Raw genomic sequence first — 16362 nt, 5'->3', positions numbered from 1 at the left:
ATATGAATCATTAATGTGATAAAGTGAGACAGAAAAGCTCCCCACCATGTGCAATCTGCACAGGAATGGGGAGCTTTTTTTGCTTTGCTTTTCATATCGGCATACCTTTTAAAATCATCAATTCTCAATTCAACGACCTGCTAATGCCCAATGTGATGTGAGGCTTGATCGAACAGTTGAATCGTGCCCATGATCAGAAACAGACACGACAGAGCAATTAACGAACCTCCGACCCATCTAGACATGATCAATCGCTCCGTAATCTGTTTTTCCGAAGCATCCGTTACCTTGTGTGGATACACGAGAAACATTAGCCCTACACTAATGAACAGTATCGCGATGATAATCAACGTAATCCCTCCTTACACGTGACTCTCCTTAGAGGTTAACTTCGTCGTCTCGCGGGATTCTCCTCCCACCAACACCCTTTTCAGGCCAATGGCCATGGTGAAAATGATATATCCAATCAAGCCGCCGAGCGTGTTAAGCATCAGGTCATCCACATCAAATATGCCCATGCCAGTCACTAACTGTGTCACCTCATAGCCCAGACTGAGCAGCAGGGACAGCAGGAATACCTTTATTCCAGAGAATAGTTTGTTACCCGTCAGAACAGGAATGAAGATACCCAGTGGGATAAAAGCCAGAACATTCCCTACCAGATGGATAGCTGTACCTGGACGATGTGATGACAGGCTGTTCCAGTCTCGTGAAATTTCCTGAAATGGCGTCAGGTTGACGGTTCGCGTATGAATAAGATCCGGTTGTTGCAAGAATGCCATCAGTCGAACCTTCACGATGCCAAAGTCGACAGCACTTCCTTTGAACAGGATCAGCTTCGTCAGCAGATATAAATAGATAATGAACACGGCAGTCCAAAGGATGTAATGTTTGCTTTTCTTCTGGTTGTTGTGTTTCATGTTGTTTGGCCTCCCTTGTGTTGCCCTGTTATTTCTTTACGGTGACAATGACGCCGTCCATGTTGTCACCCGATATTTCAGTTTCGCCGTGCTCAGGTATGTAAACAGTCGTATCTCCAGTGGCTCGATAATAGCGGATATGATACGTCTCATCCTCTACTTCAACAGAGATGTTCTCCTTCTCCTTCAACATATCTAGGTACTCCTCCAGTACCAGATTGTTCTTATGCATGATCGCACTGTGGGGCAACCCCACATACCGAAAGTGCCATGGTTCATATTGAATACCCGTGATGCTTACTTTATCTTTCGGGTAACGCAAGATAAATCCGTATTTCCATGCATTTTTCTCCAGCCAGTCACCCTCCGGTGCTTCATTCATGGCAGCCAGACTTGAACCGACATCCAGGGATAAGCCAAGATTATGCTCACTGTGACCTGCAGGAAGTGCATAGTCTGAACCCATTTCCTGATATAGCTCGTCCTGCTTCTCAAAGTCCCTGTACCCACTGCTCATGAGAAAATATCGAACTCCCTCTTCCCCTGCTGCCTCAACCATCTTCTGAAACTCCTGCGCCACCAGTCGGGATAACATGATTTTCCGATCCATTATTCCATATCCACGAAGCAGATCATCCTCATCCGCCACATATACAATATCGGATCTAACCCCCTCCTCGTAAACGGGGTATTGCTTATTAACCAGTAACAAATTGCCCTTATGTACCTGATCCTGAATATTTCCTGTGACGGATACCGTATAACCTGCGGGATTTTCACGCGTATTCTGAATCTCGATGGGCAGCTCATTCTTCTGCTGAAGCCATCCCGGTGATTGTGTAACAATATATCCAACCAAAACGATACATATTAAAAAGCCCCACTTTTTCATGCTTGTTCCTCCTTTTAACTCATACATCAAGGATAGACAAAACAAGTTAAAGAAAAAGCAGGGCAATTTTAAAGTTTTTCTTAAATTATACGTTGAACCTTATTGGAATACCGGCAAACGAACTTCGAATTGCGTCCGTACCACATCGCTCTGGGCCGAAATCGTACCGTCATGCTGCTCTACAATATTGCGGGCAATAAATAGGCCAAGGCCTGTCCCACCCTCTTGAGGGGTTCGGGCACGATCTCCTGTGTAATACATATCGAAGATATGTGGCAATTCCTCCGGACGAATATGTCCCCCATAGTTAATCACCTGAATAATGATCCGGTCTGCATCACGATATCCGTTAATATCCACGTACATGCCATCCTTGCCGTGCCGTGCAGCGTTAATCAGCAGATTCTCGAACACACGAGCCAGCAGCTCACCATCACCGGAGATGGTAAGTTCAGTGTCTATTTTCAAACGGGTAATCAGATGATTCTTTTCAAATACAGGATAGAGCTCTTCGTTCATCTGCTTCAGCAGTTCGCTAAGATCCAGCCGTGTTTTGTTTATAGGCAACATGCCATAATTCATACGGGTAATTTCGAACAAATCATCAATCAGCTTCTCCAGACGCTGTGATTTGGTGAATGCAATCGATGTAAAGTGTCTTACTTGCTCCTCTGTCAGCTGATCATCCTTCATGAGCAGGTCCAAATATCCAAGCACAGAGGTCAGCGGCGTTCGCAGGTCATGCGCAAGGTTTACGATAAGCTGGTCTTTGCTGTTCTCGGCAAAGTCACCTCGTTCCACCGCTTCCCTTAGCTTCTCACTTGCCAGATTCACATCCTCCGCAATCGTACCCAACTCATCCTTCGAAGAAATCTGTACACGATGCTGAAAGTCTCCATTCGCCAAGTGATTAATGCCTGCGGAAATCTCTTTGAAATACGTGACATAGGGTCTTGTAAACAAGTAGAAAAACAAAATCGCAAGCGGGATGAAGAGCAGCATAAAAACATATAGATCGCCAATACTTCTCATGATATTACGATATTCCGCCAGCGGATCTTCTCTCCTGACCCCTGCATAATACATCTGCAACAGCCTGTACACGATAAATGTTACGACGCCAGAAGACAGCATGCTCAGACCGACCAGCATAATCATCGTTGTGCGAAAGCTTCTGCGTTTAGTCATTGAACGTGTACCCCACGCCCCAGATGGTTTTGATAAACTTGTTCTTGTCCACATCTTCTCCGAGCTTCTTGCGCAGCGTCCGAATATGTACCATAACGGTATTGCCACTTTCGAAATAAGCCTCTCCCCATACCTTTTCAAAAATACTTTCTGCGCTAAAGACCTGTTTTGGATTGCTCGCAAGCAACACTAAAATATCAAATTCCTTCGGTGTTAACTCCAGCGGTTTACCGTAAAGCGTCACGCTATGCTGCTCCGGTACAATGACAAGTCCGCCCTTTTCCAGAATCGAGCGCTGAACCGCCGCTGTGGACTGGCTGAATTGCAATGAGCGCCGCAATTGAGAATTCACGCGTGCTACAAGCTCCATCGGGTTAAACGGTTTGGTCATATAATCATCGGCACCCATCACCAGCCCCGTAATTTTATCCATGTCCGAGGTTTTGGCACTCAGGAAAATGATCGGAAAATGATGCTGCTCCCGTATTTTACGAGTCACCTCGTACCCGTCCATACCCGGCATCATAATGTCCAGTACGGCCAAATCAATGGCATGTGTCTGAATCGCATGTAGTGCCGACTGTCCGTCAGATGCCTTGACGGTATGATAGCCTTCTTTTTGTAAATGTAAAGCCACCAGATCCGCGATCTCTACTTCATCGTCCGCAATCAGAACCGTAATTCGCTTCATTGCTTATTTCACTCCTATATGGGATGCTGAGCAATATAACACCTATGAATCTAACAGATAAGTACAAGATAAACAATTGAAAGCAATATTCCCTCTTCCAAAGGGGAAAATCCGGTGATAGCGTATGCTTCCGAAGCTTCCTTCCAGAAAGCTTTTAGGCGAGCGCTTCGCTTCTCCAGTTTTTTTCTGTCCTCTCTGTTCAAGTGTAAAAGAAATAGCTCATTTATATAAACACAAATAAAAAAAGGAAGAGGTAGCTATGAAACTGGAGCGTTTGTTAGCCATCGTTGTACTGCTTATCAACCGGGGGCGATTACAGGCAAAAGACCTGGCCGATATGTTTGAAGTTTCCATCCGGACGATCTATCGGGATATCGACACATTGGGACAAGCCGGGATTCCGGTCGTGACCTATCAGGGAGCAAGCGGAGGCATCGGTCTGGCGGAAGGGTATCGTCTGGATCGCAATCTGTTAACTGACAAGGATCTTGTTTCCATCGTCACCGCCCTGCGCAGCATATCCACCTCACATACAAATGCTGCACGTGAACTACTGGTGGAGAAACTAAGCAGTATCGTTCCGGAAGCCAAAAATGAAGATTTTCAAGCCAGCACGCACCGATTCATCGTGGATCATTCAACGTGGACGCACCCTGAAGCGCTACAACAGAAATTAAAAGTTATTGATCAGGGAATTGATCAGCTTCAATGCATTTATTTTGCCTATTGCAGCGCCGAAGGTGCACAGACCTATCGTACAGTTGAACCCCACACGCTTGTGCTGAAGAGGCACGCGTGGTATCTGTATGCTTTTTGCCATGAACGAAATGAATTCCGCATGTTCAAGCTGGTTCGTATGAAAGACGTCTCTCTTGCTGCAGAGCACTTTGAACGAAAATCCATCAACCTTCAAGACCGACCGTGGCAGCAGGAATGGAGCCGACCAGACAACCAGATTGGGATTACCCTGAGATTCCATGCCCGTGTCCATCATCTTGCGGAGGAATGGTTCGGTATTGAAAATGTATTGCCTGACGGGAACGGCTATTATATCAGCCAGGTCGCTTTTCCAGAAGATAACTGGCTGTACGGCTTCATCTTGGGCTTTGGGGCGGATGTTGAGGTGCTGGAACCCTTGCATATTCGGGATAATGTGTGCCGTATAGCCGAACAAATTGTTCAAAATTATAAAACATCCGCTCAAACCTGACAGACAGCTGTCCAGTTCCTCCCCGTATACTTCAAATATGTTCAGGTTGAAGTTGCATATATACCCAAGGAGGAATAAAAGATGAACGTTACTGTATGTCAAAGCTGTGGCATGCCACTCACCATCCCTGCCCAATTCGGAACGGAGGCAGATGGAGGCACAACCCGTGAGTACTGTATCTATTGTTACAAGGATGGGAAGTTTGCACAGCCAGGAATCTCGCTTGAAGGCATGACGGAGATGTGCACCGCCATTCTGAAGGACGAGGGCATGGATGAGGAATCCGCTCGTTCGATGCTGCGTAATCAGCTTCCTTTTTTGAAACGTTGGCGCACGAATACAACGGATCAACACGAAGTATCTCCGGCTGCAAACTCTGCCACTTCTGCTATACCGGGTCAGGTTACAACAACTCAATCGTTATCTGCCCAGCCCGTTCGTTATGTCACCCTTCCGGGCAAACGCCTAGCCGGCATATCCGCCCGCACAACCAATGCCATTGAGATTAGTGGCAAAGGCTGTATCCAAGGTCTTTGGAACAATTATTTTGCCTCAGAGCATCTCCCTGCACCCGAAGCTACTCGTTATGGCTGTTACACGAATTATACCGATGGCATAAACGGAGAGTACACCATACTGGTAGGGCATGAGATCAGTTCGGAGGAATCATTGCCTGAAGGATTGGACGACATTCTGCTCCCGCCTGCAACTTACGCCATATTCACTTCCAGAAAAGGGCCAATGGCAGAGGTTGCTCACGAAGCCTGGGGAGCCGTATGGGCATGGGAGAAGCAAAGTGATCGTACGTTCACCGGAGATTTTGAATTGTATGATGAACGCAGCCTGAATCCCGAAAATGCACAAGTCGATATATACATCGCCGTTCGAGATAGTAGATAAAACCAACACTATATCAACTCAGACTGGATCCAAATTTTCCTCACATCCTTCTGCATATCATGCAAGCTGCCGAGTTCACCCGGCAGTTTTTTTGATGTTCCTCCCGTGATACAACCGCCTATAGTACCAAGTTAGTTAGCATGGAACCTACCTATTCAACCAGACAATATGCCTCATAAGCGGGTACCATTGACTTCCTTAAAATTGGGACTATTCACATAACAACCGATTCCATCCTCCCACACAAAACCTTTCAAATCAGGTTCTTTACTCCTGAATTTCCCTAAAACCGTTTACATCTCCTGAATACGGGGTAAAATCACTACAATCCAATTGGAATTACGCTTTAAACTCTTCTATTTCGTCTAACAAGTCACATATACCTATATGCGCACCTGGCAGGGTAACCTGTCGAAATACATAATTCACAAATATGCTTCAAAGGAGGAACCAAGATGATCCGCATGCCTATTCAGCAAATGATCCCGTACCATCACCAATATCCGCGCAACACGGCGACCACTGCTCCTAAAAAGGAGAATGAGAACACTCAAGGTCTATCCTTTCATGAAATTTTACAGCAAAAAATGGCGAAGAAAAATGCTTCTCCTTCCCTTAGATAAAATGAAAGCTGGACGATTGCCAGTCCGGTTATGAACCGTCTTTCCGCAGCTTGGCGGGAGGACGGTTATTGGCGTTGAATCGCAAACAACTGTACAGTTCTCAGGCATGTTTCTATAATGGTTTAAATATCTACGATTACCATGACATTATACGAACTGTAAAAGGGGATTTAGCACATGAACACCATCGGTTGTTTTCACGCTCACTATTCCAACATCGCCTTAATTGAAGAGACGCTCGCTGCTTATGAAGTTGAATTGGTGCATTACGTCGATCCAGGCCTGGATCGTCTTAAACATGACGCTGACTTTTCAGATGTCGTCATCCACGAGAAAGTAGCTCAGACGCTCCGATGGATCGCCGAGTGTCATGCCGATGCCATTCTGGTCACGTGTACCCTGTTTGCGGCAGTACTGGAGCAGGAAGCCACAGAGGTCCCTGTGCCTGTGATCGGCATAGATGATCCGCTATTGCAGGAGATGCGGCAAGTACCAGGAGATTACATCATAGCCTTCACCAACCCGGCAACCATTGAAGGAACGATGGCACGGCTGAATCAGGCATTACAGCAAGAGAATGAGAATGAGCATCCCTACATTGCAAATACATATCAGACGGAAGCGGTGTGCATCCCTGGGACATTTGAGTTGATTATGCGTGGAGATCAGCAAGGGTATTTCGAAGCGGTGCGTGAGGGATTACAGCAGATTGCTGAGCAGTATCCGAGTAAAACGGTAGTGGCAGCTCAACTGTCTATGGCTCCCGCTGCTGCACAGGTTACTGCAGACACAGGCATTGCGATCCATAGTCCGCTGGCATTGCTTGCGGCATATTTGGAGAAGAATTTGGAAGTGGCTCGACAGTAGCGGCTGATTTGGAGTGACATATTACAATCACTAAAAATATGTGAAAAGCAGTATGTAGGCTCCTTTGCAAAATAAAAATGCTCTCGAACAAGAGCATTTCAAATGGTATAATCACTTTGTACAGCCAATTTGTGGTGGGAAATAGGCTTGCCTCCACTGGGAGGTGATCCTATGAACTTCTCTTTTAACGACGTAATCGTGTTCGCGATGTTAATTATTGCGCTCCTGACATACATCGATCGTAAAAAGAAGTGACCCGCCACAGGTTGACGGCCTGACGGGTCACTTCATCTGAACTTGCTGCACTCGGAGGAATACCCACCGCAAATGCTGTGCAGGAGTAGCCATTGGCCTGGCTACTCTTATTGGTGTTTACTTACATTCATTTTATTAAACATCTGCTAGACAATCAACCATAATACTGATAAAAAGTATTAGGAAGCTGATCAATAAGAGAAAAATACGACATGATATCATTATTCTCACCTTCAAACGATGTCAGACTGCCAAGGTTAAGCTGTACCAGCGCCTAGGAGCGTGTCCGATACTCCTCAGCCTTTTCCTGCATGCCAGCTATCACAGCCTCATTCTCGGACAATCCTTTATCTGCCGCAAAGGCACGAATGTCCTGCGTAATGCGCATGCTGCAGAACTTCGGTCCGCACATGGAGCAGAAATGTGCCTCCTTAGCCCCTTCTGCCGGCAGCGTCTCATCATGGTAGGAAAGCGCCCGTTCCGGGTCGAGTGACAGGTTAAACTGATCCCGCCAGCGGAACTCGAAGCGTGCCTTGGACAATGCATCATCCCGGCGCTGAGCACGCGGATGGCCTTTCGCCAGATCAGCGGCATGGGCCGCGATCTTGTAGGCAATAACCCCTTCGCGCACATCATCCTTGTTAGGCAAGCCCAGATGTTCTTTTGGCGTGACGTAACAGAGCATGGACGTGCCAAACCAGCCAATCATAGCCGCACCAATGGCGGACGTAATGTGATCGTATCCCGGGGCAATATCGGTCGTCAGTGGCCCCAAAGTGTAGAAAGGTGCCTCTTGGCATATCTCCATCTGTAGATCCACATTCTCCTTGATCTTGTGCATCGGTACATGCCCCGGGCCCTCGATCATCACCTGCACATCATGTTTCCATGCGATCTGTGTCAGTTCCCCGAGCGTAGCCAGTTCCGCCATCTGAGCTTCGTCATTCGCATCGTAGATACTGCCTGGACGAAGTCCATCTCCCAGCGAAAACGCCACATCATACCTTTTCATAATCTCGCAGATTTCTTCGAAATGAGTGTATAAAAAATTCTCCTGATGATGCGCAAGGCACCATGCTGCCATAATGGACCCACCCCGGGATACAATACCTGTCATCCGCTTGGCGGTCATGGGGATATAACGCAGCAGCACACCTGCATGAATCGTAAAGTAGTCCACGCCCTGCTCTGCCTGCTCAATGAGCGTGTCTCGGTACAATTCCCAGGTCAGCGCTTCCGCTTCGCCATTCACCTTCTCCAGTGCCTGATACAGCGGCACCGTACCAATCGGTACAGGTGAATTACGGATGATCCATTCCCGTGTCGTATGAATGTTTTTGCCTGTAGACAGATCCATCACGGTATCAGATCCCCATCGTACCGCCCAAGTCATCTTCTCGACCTCTTCCTCGATGGAGGAAGATACGGCAGAGTTACCTATATTAGCATTGATCTTCACGTGAAAATGACGACCGATCAACATCGGCTCACTCTCCGGGTGATTGATGTTGGATGGCAGAATCGCCCGTCCACTCGCCAGCTCCTGCCGCACAAATTCCGGTTCCACCCCTTCACGGATAGCGGCATACTCCATTTCTGGTGTAATGACGCCCTGCCTTGCGTAGTGCATCTGGGTGACAGAGCGCCCAGCCTGAGCACGCAGTGGTGGTCCCAGAAATCCAGGGTATTCCTCTGCCCCGGCTCTCCGCCCTCCGGGCTTTAGTCCGTTATCCTCGGGTTGAACGGCTCTGCCCTCATATGCTTCAACATCACCGCGTTCCATAATCCAATGATTTCGGAGCGCGGGTAATCCCTTCCGAATATCCATCTGGAATTCGGGATCAGTCATGGGGCCGCTCGTATCGTAGACACGTAGCGGTTCGTTATGCTCCACCCCTTGGGGAGTATTCGTGTCATGAAGGGCTATCTCACGCTCAGGTACAGCTATGTCCGGCCGTGAGCCCTGAATGTAGACTTTGCGGCTGCCCGGAAAGGGCTGAACCCGTCCAGCCGCTCCTGTTTCCTTTTCCACCTGCTGACCGTTATGTTCCTGTTCCATCGCTTGTTGTCCCGTTTGATTTCCTGTACTCATGTTTGCTCGTCTCCTCCTCCGTGTTCGTTCACTTGGTTTGGTTGGCATCGTCATCAGCTCGCTTATGCACCTGTCCCAAATCATGCAGAGCGCAGAGAAGAAAGAGCGATCCTACACCAGACCAAGGGGGAGACATTATTCATGTACAGTTAACAACAGAACGGAGGTTACCACAGATCATGGATCTATAATGACTGCTCTCTCCAAGCCCACTTTTGCAGGTTATTGAAAAAACAGTCCATGGAATGTGTATTATCTCGCCCGTCCACTGTATATAAAAAAAGCCGGCCCCCGAAGGAACCGACTTTAATGTCCATCACCAATAATGCTCCTGGTTGCAGCTCCATAACGGAGTCCTGCAAGAGTCACACATGTGGTGGTTGTGGTCATATCGCCGATTACTTCCCTACGCTGGTATGATCCAGATCAGGTGCAAAGGGTCCGGAATCTCATGCGATTCCGTCTCAGTCCGGACAATTCGGACTCCCCCAGTAACGTTAAAAGTTGCGGCATACATAAGCCGCTGTTCATATTCAATGAAGCTGACCCCGATGGGCCGTCCATTACAGAGTAGCGCAACCGGAACATAAAAACAACCTTTATATTCCAGAACACCAACCCAATTGGAGAAAAACCTTACATCAATATCAGGATAACATGAGCCCCATCTGCGTAGCAGCTTCCTTTAGCACAGGTGCGTATTCGTGCAAAGTCTCCTGCGAAAGTCGGCTGACAGGCCCTGAGACCGAGAGAGCAGCTGCAATATTGCCTCGGCGATCCATAATCGGTACAGATACTGCTGCAGCTCCCGGCTCACGCTCCTCATAACTCGTCGCATATCCGTTATCCCGGATATCTCCCATTTGCGCCAAATACACCGCCGGATCAATAAACACCGGCCACTCCGGCCCGTTCATCAGTTCCTCACGATCCTCATCCGTGGCAAACGCCATCAAGACTTTGCTGGATGCGCCAACAGACAGCGGAAGTCTAACACCAACGGGAGCAACTCGGCGAATCGCCTGATCACTTTGCACCGCCTGAATCCGAATCCGTTCACTTCCATCACGCAGGTACAGACTCACGGTCTCCCCCAATCGATCTCTCAGTCGCTCCATCGCAGGCAGCAGCAGAATAGCGGGATCATCACTGCGGGACATATGAGCCGACAGCTCCCAGATTCGGATGCCTAGTCGATACTTCTCTGTTGCTGCATCGCGGATTACGAATCCTCGATCCTCCAGTGTAGCCATCAAGCGGTGCACTGTACTTTTGTGCAGGCCGATCTGGCTGGCAATCTCGGTGAGTCCCAGATCACTGCGTGTGGTAAAACATAATAATATATCCAGCGCCCGTTCCACAGCCCGGACGGTTAACTTGCGATCTTCCATGGCATAATGCCCTCCTCATGTTTCATCACATGAAACTTGGTTACATAAATTATATGAGAAACGGTCTCATCTGTAAACCAAAAAGAGCCAAAATTGAAATAGACCAACGTGTAAAATTTTCCTTTTTATAAGACTTAATCCCCTGTAATTTACACACTAAGGTAATGTTACCCATATATCTTAAGAACTATATAACAATTGCGTAACAAATGCCCTCAATCAATTGACTTTGACTATATTGGAACATACGATAAAGATATATTACATTAAGATATCGCTCTGAAGCAGGCTCTGAAATAAACGCAATTCTCTTTTCATGTCGTTGTTATCTTCAACTGAACTTCAAAGGAGGGGCATTCATGTATCCAACATCCCAGAGCGAAGCCCCGCTGCAAACAAAAGTGTCCGATCTGCCCTCTTCCCTATCACCGAGGCTGATTCGGTTCAAACATATTATCGTAGCGCTGCTGCTCTCCGTTGTATTTTTTCTATTGTTTTGTTTTATTGCACTGCATGGTTACATCGCATGGGTATTATCCAACCCGACTGTAGCGCCTGTCTTCTCCAATCCGATGCAGGCCAAGAATATGAAGTACGAAGACATCACGTTCCCGGCAGCAGATGGCAGCCGGACAATGCAAGGATGGTATATCCCTGCTGACAATGCCGCAAGCAAAACGATTATTTTCAGTCACGGCTATGGTGCCAATCGTGAAGAAACATGGGTACCCATGTATGACCTGGCACACTATGCCCATCAACTTGGCTTCAATGTGGTCATGTTCGATTATGGCTTCGCCTCACAGGTGAACAAAGCTGTAGCCACAGGTGGCAAGGCTGAGTCACAGCAATTGCTGGGTGCCATCCAGTTCGCCAAGCAGCGCGGTGCGCAGGAACTGGTAGTCTGGGGTTTCTCCATGGGTGCCGGTACGGCGCTTCAAACCGGACTGATTACACAGGAAGTGGATGCGATGATTCTGGACAGTACGTTCCTGCTTGAGCCGGATACGCTGTACCACAACATTCATAACCAGATCGATCTCCCGCGTCAGCCTACACTGGAGATCATGAAGCTGTTGTTCCCTGTTCTGAATGGTACCGGATTGCAGCAGATTCCATACCAGGAAGTGAAAAAGGAAGATTATCCGTTCCCGATTTTCTTCATTCATGGTACGGAAGATGAGAAGGCGCCTTATCCGATTGCAGAACAGCTCGCCGCTAACCAGACCAATCCGTACTCGGATGTATGGATCGTCCAGGATGCACACCATGAGTTGATCTTCCGGGAGCATCCAAAGGAATATCTGCGCCGTGTCTCGACTTTCCTGAGTCATGTAACGAAAACAAGCAGTGACGATGTGCAGAACACGAATAGTGGAGAATAATCAAACTTCAATCATCGAATTTCCCGTTGATTCTTGAGCCCCTCAGGGGCTCTTTTTTTTGCACTCATAGGACAACAGCCCGGCGGAATATACTCTTGGGACGCATGAAGCAACGGTCTACATATGCGATGAAATTCAACTGAAGGAGGCCCACCATATATGAACTGGGATGGATATGGTCACCTGCTGCCTCTGCGGACCTTGGAAGAAATCCGTTTCTGGAAAGAGCAGGAGAAAGAACATACACTCGTCATTCGTGCACTGGTGCCCGATCTGGAGCCCCCATACGTCAAGCTTTTGGAGGAATGGGAGGCTACCTTTGCGAACACTGAGCGAGTAGCGAATCAGCTGCTAAAACAACTATTGCCCGCAACCCATCCGCCTGCTCCCTACATCGTTCGTTGTATCGATCAACTTGTGTCGGCTGCTCGGCAGCAATCGAGAGAGTTCATCAAACAGCTGTATGTTCTTCTGGAGCAAAGTGCTGCGGTGCAAGCTGTTCCGCTTGCCAAAGTACTTATTTTGCATTTGATCCGCGAATCAGAGTATTTTCTAGGCGTATTGGATACGCTTGGCCAACCTGGCATCTTGCGAGAAACAAATTTGGAGCCGTCACTTTTTCTGGAAAATGCACTGCATACGTCAGGGTCAGCAACCACCCATCGCCAAGCTTCAGAAGCTCCAATTTCTCAAGAAGGGAATGTAAACGCACCTGCTACTTCAGCGCAGATTCAATCCACAACCGTTCAAGCGCCTTCTACCGGAACAACACAAGCCACGCCCAGCACTACTGCACCTCCCGTAAAAGAAAAGCCGGTTCCCATTGGAGGGCACACACTGCCCCCTCTTCCCTATGCGTACAATGCGCTGGAGCCACATATTGATGAACTAACGATGCGTATCCATCACGATAAACACCATCAATCTTATGTGGACGGACTAAATGTAGCAGAGAAGAAGCTGGCGGAATCGCGAAAAAAGAATAACTTTGAACTCATCAAGCATTGGGAACGTGAACTCGCCTTCAACGGGGCAGGCCACTACCTGCATACGATCTTCTGGACAATTATGAATCCTGCTGGCGGCGGTAAACCTTCCGGTATGCTCGCAGAGCAGATCAAGCGGGATTTCGGAAGTTATGAAGCGTTCAAGAATCAATTCACGGAAGCGGCGAACAAAGTGGAAGGCAGTGGCTGGGCGATGCTTGTCTGGAGCCCAAGAGCACATCGTCTGGAGATTTTGCAGGCGGAAAAACACCAGAACCTGTCCCAGTCCGATATCGTTCCACTCCTGCCGCTGGATGTGTGGGAACATGCCTATTATCTGAAACACCAGAATGAACGCAAAAAGTATATCGAGGATTGGTGGAATGTCGTCTACTGGCCCGCTGTTGCCGAGCGTTACGAAACAGCACGCAAGTTGTTGTGGCCGCCTTATTAAGCTTGAGCTTAGTTAGATGGAATGAAAAGAGATATCTCCAGCCGAATGACTGCAAGATATCTCTTTTTGGTGTAAACAAAAAAGCAAGCCCCATGTAATAGAGACTTGCTTATCTTTTGAGAGACTTTCTATTTCAAAATGCTTATGCTCACTTAAGAAGCACAGCCCTCGCACGCTACATAGTTGTCGCCAACTTGTTTGCTAATAGCGATCAGGTCGCCCAGCTTGATATCTGCCTCATCGGTAAACTCCAGATCGGCGATACGAGCAACGATCAGTGCAGCAGCCTCTTCCTTGCTTGTTGCCATCTGGCTGAACTCAGACTTTTCGCCTGTAGATACAACCTCATATAAGTACGTATATCTCAACGTCTCCATCCTAACACTCTCCTTCCGAAATCACATCATATCATCTCTATTACCCAATTCCAAGTCCGATTATCAAGAACTCAGTCATAGCGCAGCTTCATCTGCTCAGCTGTCAGACGCACTTCTTCAGAGCCAACGCTAAGCACTTTGCTAGCTTCCGCCTGTGGATAGCGATCACGCAGAGTTCGTACCAATGAGGCGGTATAGGCTGCGGCAGAAGGGACACCTGCCAACTCCTTCAGACTGGCCATCGTGCCCGGCTGAACATCAGGATATCCTTCACTGGCTCCGCCTGATGCATGTTGATAGAATTGACGCACGTCTGCTGCCAGTTGATCTCCCTGCCCCTCCACGATGATAAAAGCAGTAATAATATACGCCTTTGCCTGTCTGCGCTGGGCAATACCACAGAATTTCAGCCCACCTACACTGACATCATAATCCCCCGGGCAAAAAGCACCCTGGACCTCACCTGTTTGCGCCTGGTTTGACCATGGCGTCAGCGAGTCGGCAATAATCGAAGCCATCTCCCGAAAATCATCATGGATATTGATCGCATGTCCGGGATTAGGCAGAATCAATGACACGTTAACTACCCCTGGATTCAGAGGTACGGCCGCTCCACCGGAAGGTCGAACACAGACTGCTGTCCCTTGGCTTCTTATCCGTTCCATCGCTTCTACAGCCCGTGGCAACCTGCGGTCACGCAGACCGGCTACAAAGGCATCTGGATGTCGCCATATGTGTGCAACTGGCAGATGCCCTGCCCCAACCCGTCTGCACATGACTTCTTCCCATGCAAAAGCGTCGAGTACACTACTGCCTTGTCGCTTGAGTGGTGTCTCCCAGATTTGCAGGCGCAATGTAGCATGTTTATCTGCTTGTAGTTTCTTTTCCGACTGTATCGGGTCTCTTGAATGGGAAGATGCACTCATCGTTCCATTACCTCCGGCTTAACGAATTCGTATGTATTCAGTATATATAGAAATGATAACGCCATATATAAATAAGCCGGTTCCCCTGGGAACACGGCTTATTTATATCCTGTCCTGCGGCTTCAGAAGCTCCCGCTTCCAAAACCACAAGGACCTACTGATTCGGCTTGTCCATGAAGTGGACGTACCGAATTTTAATCTTTTACCAAAGACAGGAACTCTGCACGTTGTGCCGGATTCTCACGGAAAGAACCACGTACAGCAGACGTTACCGTCTTGCTTCCCGGTTTCTTCACGCCGCGGGAACACATGCACAAGTGCTCACCTTCCACCACGACCATCACGCCATGAGGCTCGACAGCTTCTGTCAGAATGTCAGCGATCTGTGAAGTAATACGTTCCTGAACCTGCAGGCGACGTGTTACCGCTTCAACCAGACGAGCCATTTTGCTCAAACCAACGATCTTGCCGCTTGGTACATACCCAATGTGCACTTTGCCGAAAAACGGCGCCATATGGTGCTCACACTGGCTGTAGTAGACGATATCCTTGACGATAACCAGTTCTTCATGATTCTCGTCAAACGTGACACCGAGCACATCGCGCGGATCTACTTCATATCCACCAAAAATTTCTTCATACATTCGGGTCACACGTGCAGGCGTTTCAAGCAGCCCTTCACGTGTACTATCTTCTCCGATCAATTTCAGGATCTGCTCTACATGATATTCGATCTTTTCCCGATTGTCGGATACTTTTGAATTCACATAATCTTTAACGCCAGCCACTGCCGAACGCCTCCTTTCGAACCACTACTGTAAGAGGTTGTTCAAAAAGTCCGCTTCAGGTACTGAAAACCCAACTTTTTTGAACACGCACTTTAAGCAGTTATTCCCTGCTATTATTTTCGGCGGCCCGAACTTTTACGCGCAGGATGCTGTTGCGGCTGAGGCATTTTCGCTCCTGGCTGCTGATTCTTCATCATCTGCTGGGCACGCTGCATTTGCTTGCCATTCAGGTTGTAGCCCATTTGCTTCGCCATTTTCTGAAGCATGTCCGGATTGCTTTGCATTTTCTCGAGTTGTTTACGCAAGTAGAACACCCCGATGAAAAATCCCCCGACCAGACCAACAATCAATGTGATAATCGGTATAACAATATCCATCTCTTAGACACCTCTGTATGCATTCTAAAAAGCCTGATAA

17 protein-coding genes and 1 riboswitch are annotated in these 16362 nt (G+C 48.0%); of the genes, 6 read left to right on the top strand and 11 right to left on the bottom strand.

What is annotated here, in order from left to right:
* Positions 1-140: 140 nt before the first annotated feature.
* The 5 genes from MKY85_RS03405 to MKY85_RS03385 all read right to left on the bottom strand — a co-directional run bounded on the left by MKY85_RS03405 (position 141) and on the right by MKY85_RS03385 (position 3691).
* Positions 141-350 (bottom strand): hypothetical protein, encoded by a 210-nt coding sequence (locus tag MKY85_RS03405; RefSeq protein WP_339304239.1) that lies wholly within the window; start codon positions 348-350, stop codon positions 141-143.
* 12 nt (positions 351-362) lie between these two features.
* Positions 363-920, bottom strand: a complete 558-nt coding sequence (locus tag MKY85_RS03400) for a VanZ family protein (protein WP_339239427.1) — start codon at positions 918-920, stop codon at positions 363-365.
* Between the two features lie 28 nt (positions 921-948).
* Positions 949-1812 (bottom strand): M15 family metallopeptidase, encoded by an 864-nt coding sequence (locus tag MKY85_RS03395; protein ID WP_342571779.1) that lies wholly within the window; start codon positions 1810-1812, stop codon positions 949-951.
* Positions 1813-1911: 99 nt separating this feature from the next.
* Entirely contained in the window at positions 1912-3000 is a 1089-nt protein-coding gene (locus tag MKY85_RS03390) for a HAMP domain-containing sensor histidine kinase (protein WP_342571778.1), read from the bottom strand.
* Complete coding sequence (locus tag MKY85_RS03385) at positions 2993-3691, bottom strand: response regulator transcription factor (protein ID WP_342571777.1); 699 nt, start codon at positions 3689-3691, stop codon at positions 2993-2995. The genes MKY85_RS03390 and MKY85_RS03385 overlap by 8 nt, the downstream gene beginning before the upstream one ends.
* Positions 3692-3950: 259 nt before the next feature.
* Between MKY85_RS03385 and MKY85_RS03380 the strand changes: the two genes are divergently transcribed.
* The 4 genes from MKY85_RS03380 to MKY85_RS03365 all read left to right on the top strand — a co-directional run bounded on the left by MKY85_RS03380 (position 3951) and on the right by MKY85_RS03365 (position 7291).
* Positions 3951-4901, top strand: a complete 951-nt coding sequence (locus tag MKY85_RS03380) for a YafY family protein (RefSeq protein WP_342571776.1) — start codon at positions 3951-3953, stop codon at positions 4899-4901.
* Positions 4902-4982: 81 nt separating this feature from the next.
* Positions 4983-5801, top strand: coding sequence for a zinc ribbon domain-containing protein (locus MKY85_RS03375; RefSeq protein ID WP_342571775.1), 819 nt, complete (start codon positions 4983-4985; stop codon positions 5799-5801).
* A gap of 455 nt (positions 5802-6256) precedes the next feature.
* The gene (locus tag MKY85_RS03370; RefSeq protein ID WP_017690769.1) at positions 6257-6424 is read left to right on the top strand and encodes a hypothetical protein; all 168 of its coding nucleotides are present in this window, start codon (positions 6257-6259) and stop codon (positions 6422-6424) included.
* A 177-nt stretch (positions 6425-6601) separates the two neighbouring features.
* Positions 6602-7291, top strand: a complete 690-nt coding sequence (locus MKY85_RS03365; protein ID WP_342571774.1) for an aspartate/glutamate racemase family protein — start codon at positions 6602-6604, stop codon at positions 7289-7291.
* Between the two features lie 529 nt (positions 7292-7820).
* On the opposite strand, the gene thiC is transcribed toward MKY85_RS03365, so the two are convergent.
* Positions 7821-9605: a phosphomethylpyrimidine synthase ThiC gene (gene thiC, locus MKY85_RS03360; protein ID WP_342573265.1), complete on the bottom strand. Its 1785-nt coding sequence runs from the start codon at positions 9603-9605 to the stop codon at positions 7821-7823.
* Positions 9606-10024: 419 nt separating this feature from the next.
* Positions 10025-10138: riboswitch (TPP riboswitch) on the bottom strand.
* Between the two features lie 147 nt (positions 10139-10285).
* Complete coding sequence (locus MKY85_RS03355) at positions 10286-11029, bottom strand: IclR family transcriptional regulator (protein WP_076216717.1); 744 nt, start codon at positions 11027-11029, stop codon at positions 10286-10288.
* A gap of 359 nt (positions 11030-11388) precedes the next feature.
* Here MKY85_RS03355 and MKY85_RS03350 point away from each other — a divergent pair, with 359 nt between their 5' ends.
* On the top strand, positions 11389-12414 hold the full coding sequence (locus tag MKY85_RS03350; protein WP_339258701.1) for an alpha/beta fold hydrolase: 1026 nt from the start codon (positions 11389-11391) through the stop codon (positions 12412-12414).
* A 159-nt stretch (positions 12415-12573) separates the two neighbouring features.
* Entirely contained in the window at positions 12574-13854 is a 1281-nt protein-coding gene (locus MKY85_RS03345; protein ID WP_342571773.1) for a Fe-Mn family superoxide dismutase, read from the top strand.
* A 152-nt stretch (positions 13855-14006) separates the two neighbouring features.
* On the opposite strand, the gene MKY85_RS03340 is transcribed toward MKY85_RS03345, so the two are convergent.
* From MKY85_RS03340 to MKY85_RS03325, 4 genes are all read right to left on the bottom strand, one after another.
* A complete protein-coding gene (locus MKY85_RS03340) occupies positions 14007-14231 on the bottom strand; it encodes a hypothetical protein (RefSeq protein WP_091039003.1) in 225 nt (74 codons plus the stop codon).
* A 71-nt stretch (positions 14232-14302) separates the two neighbouring features.
* Positions 14303-15157: a lipoate--protein ligase family protein gene (locus tag MKY85_RS03335; protein WP_339258697.1), complete on the bottom strand. Its 855-nt coding sequence runs from the start codon at positions 15155-15157 to the stop codon at positions 14303-14305.
* Between the two features lie 194 nt (positions 15158-15351).
* A complete protein-coding gene (gene folE / locus MKY85_RS03330) occupies positions 15352-15945 on the bottom strand; it encodes a GTP cyclohydrolase I FolE (protein ID WP_339239415.1) in 594 nt (197 codons plus the stop codon).
* 113 nt (positions 15946-16058) lie between these two features.
* Positions 16059-16322, bottom strand: a complete 264-nt coding sequence (locus MKY85_RS03325; RefSeq protein ID WP_017690778.1) for a YneF family protein — start codon at positions 16320-16322, stop codon at positions 16059-16061.
* Positions 16323-16362 lie beyond the last annotated feature (40 nt).

Source organism: Paenibacillus sp. FSL R5-0749, assembly GCF_038595085.1.
Classification (GTDB): Bacteria; Bacillota; Bacilli; order Paenibacillales; family Paenibacillaceae; genus Paenibacillus.
The sequence above is the reverse complement of the archived record's forward strand: the minus strand, read 5'-3'. Positions and strand labels throughout refer to the sequence as shown.

Excerpts from the sequence above, each read along its gene's own strand:
- MKY85_RS03355 (WP_076216717.1), bottom strand. The coding sequence starts at position 11,029 with ATGGAAGATCGCAAGTTAACCGTCCGGGCTGTGGAACGGGCGCTGGAT.
- MKY85_RS03365 (WP_342571774.1), top strand. The coding sequence starts at position 6,602 with ATGAACACCATCGGTTGTTTTCACGCTCACTATTCCAACATCGCCTTA.
- MKY85_RS03395 (WP_342571779.1), bottom strand. The coding sequence starts at position 1,812 with ATGAAAAAGTGGGGCTTTTTAATATGTATCGTTTTGGTTGGATATATT.
- MKY85_RS03350 (WP_339258701.1), top strand. The coding sequence starts at position 11,389 with ATGTATCCAACATCCCAGAGCGAAGCCCCGCTGCAAACAAAAGTGTCC.
- thiC (WP_342573265.1), bottom strand. The coding sequence starts at position 9,605 with ATGGAACAGGAACATAACGGTCAGCAGGTGGAAAAGGAAACAGGAGCG.
- MKY85_RS03345 (WP_342571773.1), top strand. The coding sequence starts at position 12,574 with ATGAACTGGGATGGATATGGTCACCTGCTGCCTCTGCGGACCTTGGAA.
- MKY85_RS03400 (WP_339239427.1), bottom strand. The coding sequence starts at position 920 with ATGAAACACAACAACCAGAAGAAAAGCAAACATTACATCCTTTGGACT.
- MKY85_RS03370 (WP_017690769.1), top strand. The coding sequence starts at position 6,257 with ATGATCCGCATGCCTATTCAGCAAATGATCCCGTACCATCACCAATAT.
- MKY85_RS03380 (WP_342571776.1), top strand. The coding sequence starts at position 3,951 with ATGAAACTGGAGCGTTTGTTAGCCATCGTTGTACTGCTTATCAACCGG.
- MKY85_RS03375 (WP_342571775.1), top strand. The coding sequence starts at position 4,983 with ATGAACGTTACTGTATGTCAAAGCTGTGGCATGCCACTCACCATCCCT.
- MKY85_RS03390 (WP_342571778.1), bottom strand. The coding sequence starts at position 3,000 with ATGACTAAACGCAGAAGCTTTCGCACAACGATGATTATGCTGGTCGGT.
- MKY85_RS03385 (WP_342571777.1), bottom strand. The coding sequence starts at position 3,691 with ATGAAGCGAATTACGGTTCTGATTGCGGACGATGAAGTAGAGATCGCG.
- MKY85_RS03335 (WP_339258697.1), bottom strand. The coding sequence starts at position 15,157 with ATGAGTGCATCTTCCCATTCAAGAGACCCGATACAGTCGGAAAAGAAA.
- MKY85_RS03340 (WP_091039003.1), bottom strand. The coding sequence starts at position 14,231 with ATGGAGACGTTGAGATATACGTACTTATATGAGGTTGTATCTACAGGC.
- MKY85_RS03325 (WP_017690778.1), bottom strand. The coding sequence starts at position 16,322 with ATGGATATTGTTATACCGATTATCACATTGATTGTTGGTCTGGTCGGG.